The organism is Streptomyces colwelliae (assembly GCF_048158785.1).
Taxonomy (GTDB): Bacteria; Actinomycetota; Actinomycetes; order Streptomycetales; family Streptomycetaceae; genus Streptomyces.
In genome coordinates, this window is record NZ_JBLTJC010000117.1 from 19478 (window position 1) to 28545 (window position 9068).

Annotated in this window: 7 protein-coding genes; 5 read left to right on the forward strand and 2 right to left on the reverse strand. The window is 71.6% G+C overall.

The annotated features are described in order from the left end of the window. Positions 1 to 39: 39 nt before the first annotated feature. Together ACNFOC_RS24155 and ACNFOC_RS24160 are read left to right on the forward strand one after the other, a co-directional pair. The gene (locus ACNFOC_RS24155; protein WP_416961197.1) at positions 40 to 1380 is read left to right on the forward strand and encodes an MFS transporter; all 1341 of its coding nucleotides are present in this window, start codon (positions 40 to 42) and stop codon (positions 1378 to 1380) included. Between the two features lie 819 nt (positions 1381 to 2199). Next, the gene (locus ACNFOC_RS24160; protein WP_416961198.1) at positions 2200 to 3486 is read left to right on the forward strand and encodes a CDP-glycerol glycerophosphotransferase family protein; all 1287 of its coding nucleotides are present in this window, start codon (positions 2200 to 2202) and stop codon (positions 3484 to 3486) included. Here ACNFOC_RS24160 and ACNFOC_RS24165 read toward each other — a convergent pair. Next, positions 3483 to 5573 carry a tetratricopeptide repeat protein gene (locus ACNFOC_RS24165; RefSeq protein ID WP_416961199.1) on the reverse strand — a complete coding sequence of 697 codons (2091 nt, stop codon included), beginning with the start codon at positions 5571 to 5573 and terminating at the stop codon, positions 3483 to 3485. The genes ACNFOC_RS24160 and ACNFOC_RS24165 overlap by 4 nt on opposite strands. Before the next feature lie 98 nt (positions 5574 to 5671). After that, on the reverse strand, positions 5672 to 6121 hold the full coding sequence (locus ACNFOC_RS24170) for a PPOX class F420-dependent oxidoreductase (RefSeq protein WP_416961200.1): 450 nt from the start codon (positions 6119 to 6121) through the stop codon (positions 5672 to 5674). A gap of 123 nt (positions 6122 to 6244) precedes the next feature. Here ACNFOC_RS24170 and ACNFOC_RS24175 point away from each other — a divergent pair, with 123 nt between their 5' ends. The 3 genes from ACNFOC_RS24175 to ACNFOC_RS24185 all read left to right on the forward strand — a co-directional run. Beyond that, positions 6245 to 6832 carry a TetR/AcrR family transcriptional regulator gene (locus ACNFOC_RS24175; protein ID WP_416961201.1) on the forward strand — a complete coding sequence of 196 codons (588 nt, stop codon included), beginning with the start codon at positions 6245 to 6247 and terminating at the stop codon, positions 6830 to 6832. After that, a complete protein-coding gene (locus tag ACNFOC_RS24180; RefSeq protein WP_416961202.1) occupies positions 6829 to 8199 on the forward strand; it encodes an MFS transporter in 1371 nt (456 codons plus the stop codon). The genes ACNFOC_RS24175 and ACNFOC_RS24180 overlap by 4 nt, the downstream gene beginning before the upstream one ends. Positions 8200 to 8264: 65 nt before the next feature. Beyond that, positions 8265 to 9068 (forward strand): serine hydrolase domain-containing protein (locus ACNFOC_RS24185; RefSeq protein WP_416961203.1); only part of this gene is annotated, 804 nt, incomplete at its 3' end.

Consider the following 9068-nt stretch of genomic DNA (forward strand, 5'->3'; position numbering starts at 1 on the left):
CACTCCACCTACGGTGGAGTTCCCCCGAAGGAGCAAGCCGTGTCCGTCCCCGCCAAAGCCGTCGGGCAACCGAAAAAGGCCGCGACCGCCGCCTGGATCGGCAGCGCCCTGGAGTACTACGACTTCTTCATCTACGGCAGTGCCGCCGCGCTGATCTTCCCGAAGGTCTTCTTCGACGACTCGGACCCGGCGACGGCGACCCTGCTCTCCCTCGCCACCTTCGGTGTCGCCTACGCGGCCCGGCCGGTCGGCGCCCTGTTCCTCGGGCACTTCGGCGACCGGGTCGGCCGCAAGAAGATCATGATCTTCACGCTGCTGCTGATGGGCCTGTCGACGTTCCTCATCGGCTGCCTGCCCACACGGGGGCAGGTCGGCACGCTCGCACCGGTGCTGCTCGTGCTGTGCCGTGTGCTCCAGGGCATCTCGGCGGCGGGCGAGCAGGCCAGCGCCAGTTCCATGACGCTGGAGCACGCGCCGGCGGACCGGCGCGGCTTCTTCACCAGTTTCACGCTGGGCGGCACCCAGGGCGGCCAGCTGATCGCGACGCTCGTGTTCCTCGCCGTCGCCCAACTCCCGGACAAGCAGCTGCTGTCGTGGGGTTGGCGCGTTCCATTCTGGGCGAGCGTGCTGGTCGCGGTGGCCGGTTACTTCATCCGCCGCAACCTCCAGGAGACCCCGGCCTTCGCCGAGCAGGCGGCGACCGAGGGCGTCGTGAAACTGCCGCTCGTGGTGCTGCTGCGCGAGCACTGGGCGGACGTCCTGCGGGTGATCGCGGGCGCGCTCATCGCCTCCGTCTCGACGATCTTCACGGTGTGGGCGCTGGCCTACGCGACCAGCGACGCCGTCGGCATGTCCCGCTCGTCGATGCTGTGGGTCGGCGCGCTGGCCAACCTCGTCGCGCTCGCCGCGATCCCCCTGTGGGCCACGCTGTCCGACCGCATCGGCCGCCGCCCGGTGTATCTGATCGGCGCGGTCGGCAGCGCGATCACGATGTTCCTCTACCTCTGGGCGATCTCGACGGGCTCCTACGCCCTCACCCTGATCCTCGGCATCGTCGCCTTCGGCGTGGTCTACAGCGCCGCGAACGGCGTGTGGCCCTCCTTCTACGGCGAGATGTTCTCGACCCGGGTCCGGCTGTCCGGCATGGCCATCGGCACCCAGATCGGTTTCGCCGTGGCCGGGTTCGCGGTCACGTTCGCCGCGCAGATCGCGGGTCCCGACGGCACGGACTGGTCCTCGGTGGCCCTGTTCACGGCGGCCCTGTGCGTCCCGCCGGTCGTCGCCGCGCTCTCGGCCCGGGAGACCCACACGGTCCCCACGGAACTGCTCGGCACCCGGTCGCCCCGCGAGGCGTCCGAGCCGGAGACGGTGACGGCCTGACCGTCACCCGTCACCTGCCACCTGCCACCTGCCACCTGCCACCTGCCACCTGCCAAGTACCGCACCCCCGGGCCCAGTTGCCCGGGGGTTTCGGTTTCGGGGCCGTCCATCCGGACCGGTGCGAGCTTTCCCCGCACCCGGACACCCCGTTGACAGATGACGTTTCGCGCAAGAACATCGGCCAGAACGAGCAGAAAAGAACAGCGTGGCCACAGCCAAGGCCCTCGCAGCCCTTCGCCGCCAGGAAGGGTCTCCGCGTGCCCCGGCCGATTTCAGGGGCGGCCGGTGCACGCGGGCCCAGGGCTGACTATCGTTGCCCGATCACACGTGCGAAAGGTGGTCGAGGGGGCGTGACGGGGGCCGAGGAGTGGATCCGGGTGCCGGTCGGCGACGACGCCGGGCGGTGGGCGACGCGGGGGCACAGCCGCAAGGTGCTGTTCGTCGTGCACAACGTGACCTCCGCGACCCGGCTGCTCGATGTACTGCCGCTGTTCCACGACGACTTCCGGGTGCAGATGCTGGTGACGTGCACGGGGTCCTCCGCGTTCCGGGCGGGGGTCACGGAGTTGCTGGCGGAAACGGGGGTGCCGGTGGTGCCCTGGGACCAGGCCGTGCGGACTTCGGTCGACTTGGCGGTGTCGGCGAGCTTCGGCGGTCAACTCCGGGCATTTTCCGGTGTATTGGCCGTGTTGTCACACGGCGTCGGATATCCTAAGAGACTGGGAACACCCAACACCCAACACCCAACACCCAACACCCAACACCCAACACCCAACACCCGGCGCCGAGGCGGCGGATGGTGCGGCTCCGGTTTTCGGGTTGTCGCCCGAGTGGTTGCTCGACGAAATCGGGCGGCCCGTCGCGGACGCGCTGGTGTTGTCGCACCCCGAGCAGTTGGAGCGGTTGCGAGCCGTCTGTCCCGAGGCCGCGCCCACGGCCGTACTCGCCGGTGATCCCTGCTGGGACCGCATGCTCGCGGCCCGCCCGTACCGGGACCGCTACCGGCGGGCGCTCGGCGTCGGGCGCGGTCAGCGGCTGGTGGTGCTCAACTCCACGTGGAACCCGGAATCCCTGTTCGGCGACGACACGCTGCCTTCCCTGCTCCCCCGTCTGACCTCCGAACTCCCCGTCGACGAGTACCGTCTCGCGGCCGTCCTGCACCCCAACATCTGGCACGGCCACGGCCCCGGCCAGATCCGCGCCTGGCTCGACCGCGCCCGCCGCGCCGGCCTCACCCTCGTCGACCCCCTCGACAACTGGCGCCAGGCGCTGCTCGCCGCCGACGTCGTCATCGGCGACCACGGCTCGGTGACCTACTACGCCGCCGCGCTCGGCACCCCCGTCCTCCTCGGCGCCGCACCCCTCGACGGCCTCGCCCCCGACGCCCCGGTGCACGCCTTCGTCCGTACGGCACCCCGCCTGGACCCCACGCTCCCGCTGCGCCCCCAACTGACACAACTCCTAGGCACACACAGCCCGTTGCCCGAGCCCGCAACCTTCACCAGCTCCGTACCGGGCGAGTCCGCGACCCGCCTCCGACGCCTCTTCTACGACATCATCGGCATCCCCGAACCGGACGCGCCCGCGCTCCTCGAACCGCTCCCGCTCCCGCCGTTCGAGCCGGCGGCGCACACGGTCCCGCTCCAGGTGCTGACCACGTTGCCGGGCTCGGGGGAGGTCTCGGTCGTCCGGTACGCGGGCCCGCACCCGGCGCCCGACAGCACGGGCGAGGCCCATACGGCGGTGCACGAGGACACCCGTGAGCAGTCCCAACTCTCCCTGGCCGACGTGGTGTTCCGCCACGGCGCCGCCGACGATCCGCGCTTCGGGTCACCCGCGCTCTGGACGACGGAGACACTCGCCCGGCACCCGCAGTGCGCCCTCGCCGCGTACATCACCGGCCCCAGTACCTGCACGGTCCGCACCTCGGACGACACCCTGTTGCACCTGCGTGCCGAGCCGGGCGCGGACGCCGACCCGGCGGCCTACGCCTCGGCCCTGTACGCCTGGCTCGCGTCCGGCAAGGCACTGCACGAGGTCGTCGCACAGGGGCTGACCGTGCACACGGGAGGGGTCGTGCACCGGGTTCGGGTCAACCGCGGCTAGCCTTCGCAGCGTTCGCGCAGGCCGCGCAGATACTCCAGGTGCTGTTCGGCCTTCTCGTCGCGGAGGGCGGCGGTCGCCTCGTCGATCAGGGCGCGGGCGGCCGTGAACTCGCCGCCGTTCAGGCGGGTTTCGGCGAGGTCGGTGAGCGTGCGGGCCGTGTTGTAGGCCTCACCGCTCGCGCGGAAGAAGGCCAGGGCGCGGTCCAGTCGCTCGACAGCCTCGGCCTGGCGGCCGAGTCCGCGCAGGGCACGGCCGCGGTGGCGTTCCAACAGGGCGCGGGCGCGCGGCAGATCGGCGGCGCCCTCGTCGTCGGCACCGATGCCGTCGAGGATGCGGTACGCCTCGTCGAAGGCCGCGTACGCCTCGTCGAAGCGCCATTGGCGCAGCCGGAGCAGGCCGAGGAACTCGACAGCGGAGGCCTGGCCGCGCACATGCCCACCGGCCCGTTCGTCCCGTGCCGCCGCGAGCGCCTCGGGTTCCGCCTCGTCCCAGCGCCGCAACTCCATGAGGCTGTGGGCGAGTTGAGCATGGAGAGCGCCGGCCGTGCGGGTGCCGGGGAAGTGGGAGTCCGCCGTACGGACTCCGGACCGCAGGGCGGGCAGCAGGATGTCGTGATGGCCGGCCTTGAGCTGGAGCGGCCACAGGGCCTGGCCCAGCAGGACGACGGTGTCCCAGTCGCCGAACTCCTCGGCGGCGTGCGCCGCTTGGACCAGGTTGGGCGCCTCCGCGGCCAGTGCGGCGACGCCCGCGCCGCGGTTCTCGTACGACAGCGGTGTGGCCGCGCCCGGGACGCGCCAGCTCTCGGGCAGCGCGGCCTGTGCCGCGGCCAGTGCGAGCCGCAGATAGCCCTCGACGGTGCGGGACACGGCGGCGGAGCACGCGGCGATGCCGTCCGTGGCGGCGGCTGTGCGTGCGGCGTGTGCGCGGACAGCGGGACGGTAGCGGTAACGCCCCTCGTCCGTGACCTCGATGAGCAGGGCGCCGGCCAACTCCTCAAGACACCGGGCGGCCTCGGCCTCGTCGACATCGGCGGCGCGGGCAGCCGCGGCGGCGTCGAGCGCGGGCCAGTCGTACAGGCCGGTCAGGCGGTAGAGGCGGGCGGTGTCGGGGGCCAGCAGGCGGTACGAGTCCTCGACGGCGGAACTCACCGGGTCGCTCTCGGAACCGGCGGGCGTCTCGGCCGGTACGGGCGGTGCGGTCAGCCGGGGTGCGGCGGCGCGCAGCGCGTAGGGGGAGCCGGCGCAGCGGTCCAGTACGGCGGGCAGCGTGGCGCGGGCGGCGCTGACCGCGGGCTTTCCGACCAGCTCGGTGAGCAGCCGTTTCGCGTCCCGGCGACCGAGCGGTCCGACCGGGATCCGCAGGGCGTCGAGGCCGATGAGCGGATTCCGGGCCACGACGAGGGTGACCACGTCCGGAGCCGGTGCCAGCAGCGGCTGCACCTGGGCGGCGGAGCGCGCGTGGTCGAGCACCACGAGGACCCGGCGGTCGGTCAGGGAGCGCCGGAACAGGGCGGTCCGATCGGCGATCGAGGGCGGTATGTCCTCGTCGGGCAGGCCGAGTTGGCGCAGCAGTGCGGCCAGGACCGGTTCGGGGCCGAGCGTGCGCAGGTCGGCGTAGAGCTGTCCGTCGGGGTAACGGGCCACCTGCCGTGCGCCCCAGTGGAAGGCGAGGGTGCTGGTGCCGATGCCCTCGGGGCCGTGGAGGAGCGCCAGTCGTGGACGGCCGTCGAAGGTGCGGGTCGCCTCCTTGTCCAGGAGTTTCAGGGCGTCCTGACGGTCCGTGAAGGAACGGGGTGCCGAGGGGAGGCAGTGGCGTCCCGGTCCGGTGACGGGCTCCGGGATGCGCACGCCGCGCGCGAACCGGGTCCAGACGAGGGCGAGTTCGGGGTCGCTGTGGACGCGGTCGTGGACCATGCGCGCGATCGCGTTCACATCGTCGGGGCCGACAGGTGCGGTCACCTCGCGTCCGGCGAGGCGGCGGACCATTCCGCCGGCCGACTCCCAGGCCAACTTGCCCGCCTCGCCCGCCATCCCGGAGCCGATGGCTCCGAACACCGCACTGATGGCGCCGGTGGACAGCAGATCCATCACCTCGTGCACTCCCCCGTCGTCCGCTCACCGCACAGCGGATCAACCTTAGCGCCGGTGAAGGGTGGTGACGATGGGTCACCCCTGCTCGGGACGGCTCAGCCCCGGTTCACCCCCGCCGGAATCCCGTAAGCCCGCTCCACCCGCAACCGCAGCACCAGCCGCCGGTCCCGCACCATCGCCGCCCGGTAGTCGTCCCAATCCGGATGCTCGCCGAGGACGTCGCGGTAGAGCTTGATGAGTTCCTCGACCGTGTCGTCGTGCGGGTCGGCGGCGACCGGAGTGAGGTCGGCCGTGCCCTCGGCGACCGTGAAGGCCCATCGGTCGGAGCTGGTCACGTGGTAGGAGGCGCGGGGGTCCCGGCGCAGGTTGCGGGTCTTGGCGCGGTCATCGGTGATCGACACACGGATGATCCGCTCGTCGGGGTAGTAGGCGTGGCTGACGTTCGACAGTTGGGGCCGGCCGTCCTTCTTGAGGGTGACCAGTACCCCGCCGTGGCCCTCGGAGAGCAACTGGAGCAGTGCGTCCTGCGTCGCGTCGTGAGTCATACGTCCATCAACCGTGTGAAGCAGGTCACGCATTCCCCCGGGCCGGGACACAGCGGTGGACACAGCGGCGGACACAGCTAGTAGACACTGTCTACCGATTATTGGTAGACAGTGTCTATGAGCATGAGCGAACCGGAAGCAGGGCTACGGGGCCGCCTGGTCGACGTCGGTGTGGAGTTGGTCGCCCAGGAGGGCGCGCAGGCGCTGACCCTGCGCGAGATCGCCCGGCGGGCCGGCGTCTCGCACGGCGCGCCCCGGCGCTACTTCCCCACCCACCTGGAGCTGCTGTCCGCGATCGCGCGGCGCGGCTTCGCCGAGCTGGGTGAGCGAGCGCAAAGCGCACTCGGACTCGGGGACGGCACTGCAAGCCCACGCGCGCAGTTGACGGAACTGGGCCGCGTCTACCTGGAGTTCGCCCTCGACAACCCCGGCATGTACGAGTTGATGTTCCGTCACGACCTGCTGGAGAGCGGTCACTTGGGGCTGCGGGACACCAGCCTGCCGCTGTTCGGCATCCTGGTGGACCTGGTCGGCCGCGTCCGTCCCGACGTGGACGCCCGTCTCGTCGCGGGCGCGTTGTGGGCGAACCTGCACGGCGTCGCCCAGCTCTGGCGCTGGGGCAGCCTCCAACTCGCCACCGGTGCCCACGACTTCACCCCCCTGCTGCGGTCGGCCCTCGACGCGCACCTCGGTCCGGAGGCCGCCCGATGACGGTTCACCGGCGGCTCGTGCTGGCGAGCAGCGTGGCGGGAGCGGCGATCGTCGCGCTGGACGGCACCGTACTCACCGTCGTACAGCCCACCCTGCAACGGGAGTTGGGGGCCTCCCTCGCACAGGTCCAGTGGACGAGCACCGCGTATCTCGTCGCCGTGGCGAGCCTGTTGGTGTCGGCCGGGCGGATCGGGGACCGGTACGGCCATCAGCGGGTGTTCGGGCTCGGCATGCTCGGCTTCGGTGTCGCCTCGGCCGGGATCGGCCTGGCGCCCGGTGTCGGCTGGGTGATCGGACTCCGTGTCGTCCAGGGGGTGTTCGGCGCCCTGCTCCAGCCGGCCACGCTCGGCATGCTGCGCGCCGCGTTCCCTCCCGACCGGCTCGGCCTGCCCATCGCCGTACGCACGAGCGTAATCGGTGTCGCGGCCGCCGCCGGGCCGTTGGTGGGCGGGGCGTTGGTGACGGCGGTGGGCTGGCGGGCTGTCTTCTTCCTCAACGTCGTGCCCTCGCTCCTGTTCGGCGTACTCGCCCTCACCGTTCGGGGACAGCGACAACGGCAGCCGAACGGCATCCGGTTCGACCTGCCCGGCGCCCTGCTGCTGGCCCTCTCCCTCGCCTCTCTCATCCAGGCGCTGGTGGATCTCCCCGGTTCGTCCGCCGGCTCGTCCGCCGGGTTGGCCGTGTCCGTGGCGGCCGGTGTCGCCTTCGTACGGCATGAGCGTCGTACGGCGCATCCGCTGCTGCCGCCGGACGTCGTCGGCTCGGCGGCGATCCGCGGGGCACTCGGGATGCTGCTCACGGCGTCGGCCGCGTTCTCCGGGACGCTGTTCGTCGTCACCTATTTCCTCCAGGACACGATGGGACTTGGCCCGTTCCAAAGCGCCCTCCGAGGGCTGCCGTTGGCCGCCACGATGGTCCTCGCGGCACCCGCGACCGCCGTGGTGCTGCGCCGGGTCGGGGCGCGTCGTACGGCCGGCGTGGCGATGACGGTCGTAGCCCTGGCCGTTCTCGTGTTGTCCCGGGCCTCCGGCACAGTCGCGGTATGCGGGGGTTTCGCCCTGCTCGGGGCTGGGTTTGGAACGGTCATGGTGGCGGCGACCCAAGTAGTCGTGCGGGAGGCCGCCGTGGAGTCGGCCGGGGTGGCGGGCGGGCTCAAGCAGACCGCCGTGAACGTGGGTCCGACGCTGGGTGTCGCCGCCGGGAGCGCGCTGATGGCCGGAAGTGGCCGGGAGTCGGCGCTCGGAATGCTCGCCGCGGTGGCCCTGACCGGCGCTCTCGCCTGTCTCGTACTGCCCGGGCGGACAGTCGCGTCGCTCACACATCCCCCCGTTACAGGAGACCGCGCAGGTGTTCCTGCGCGACGATGAGTTCCGAGGTGTCCGGGGCCGGGTATGCGGGACCCCACCTCGTGAACGCAATTCGGAGGAGAGCCATGGCACAGCTGCTACAAGAGGTCGACCCGGACGAGGTCGGACTGGATCACAAGGCGCTGGACCGCCTGGACCAGCACTTCGCCCACTACGTCGACGTGGAGCGCCTGCCGGGCTTCCTGGTGTCCGTGGCCCGCGGCGGTCGCGTCGCCCACCTCACCGCCCACGGGCACCGCGATGTCGCGGCTGAACTCCCCGTCACGCCGGACACGTTGTACCGGATCTACTCCATGACGAAACCGGTCACCGCGGTCGCCGCGCTGATCCTGATGGAGGAGGGCAAGCTCTCCCTGGACGACCCGGTCGGCCGTCATCTGCCGGCCTTCGCCGACATGCGGGTCTACGACAGCGGCTCCGGCGCCGACGTGAAGACGCGGCCGGTGGAGCAGCCGATGCTGATCCGGCACCTGATGACCCACACCTCGGGTCTGACCTTCGCCTTCTACCACTCGCACCCGGTCGACGCCCTGTACCGGGAGGCGCACCTGGAGTCGTCCGTGCCGCCCGGCGCGAACCTCGCCGAGACGATCGACATCTACGCGAGTCTGCCGCTCCAGTTCGAGCCGGGCACCCAGTGGAACTACTCCGTCGCCTCCAACGTCCTGGGCCGGGTCGTCGAGGTGGTCTCCGGGCAGCGGCTCGACGAGTTCTTCGCCGAGCGGATCTTCCAGCCGCTCGGCATGCCGGACGCCGGCTTCCAGGTCCCGGACGAAAAGGCGGACCGGCTCTCCGAGTTGTACGGCGACGCCGACGGGGGCGGTATCGAGCCGATCGCCGGGCTGCCGCTGCGGGGCGGCCGGCCGCGG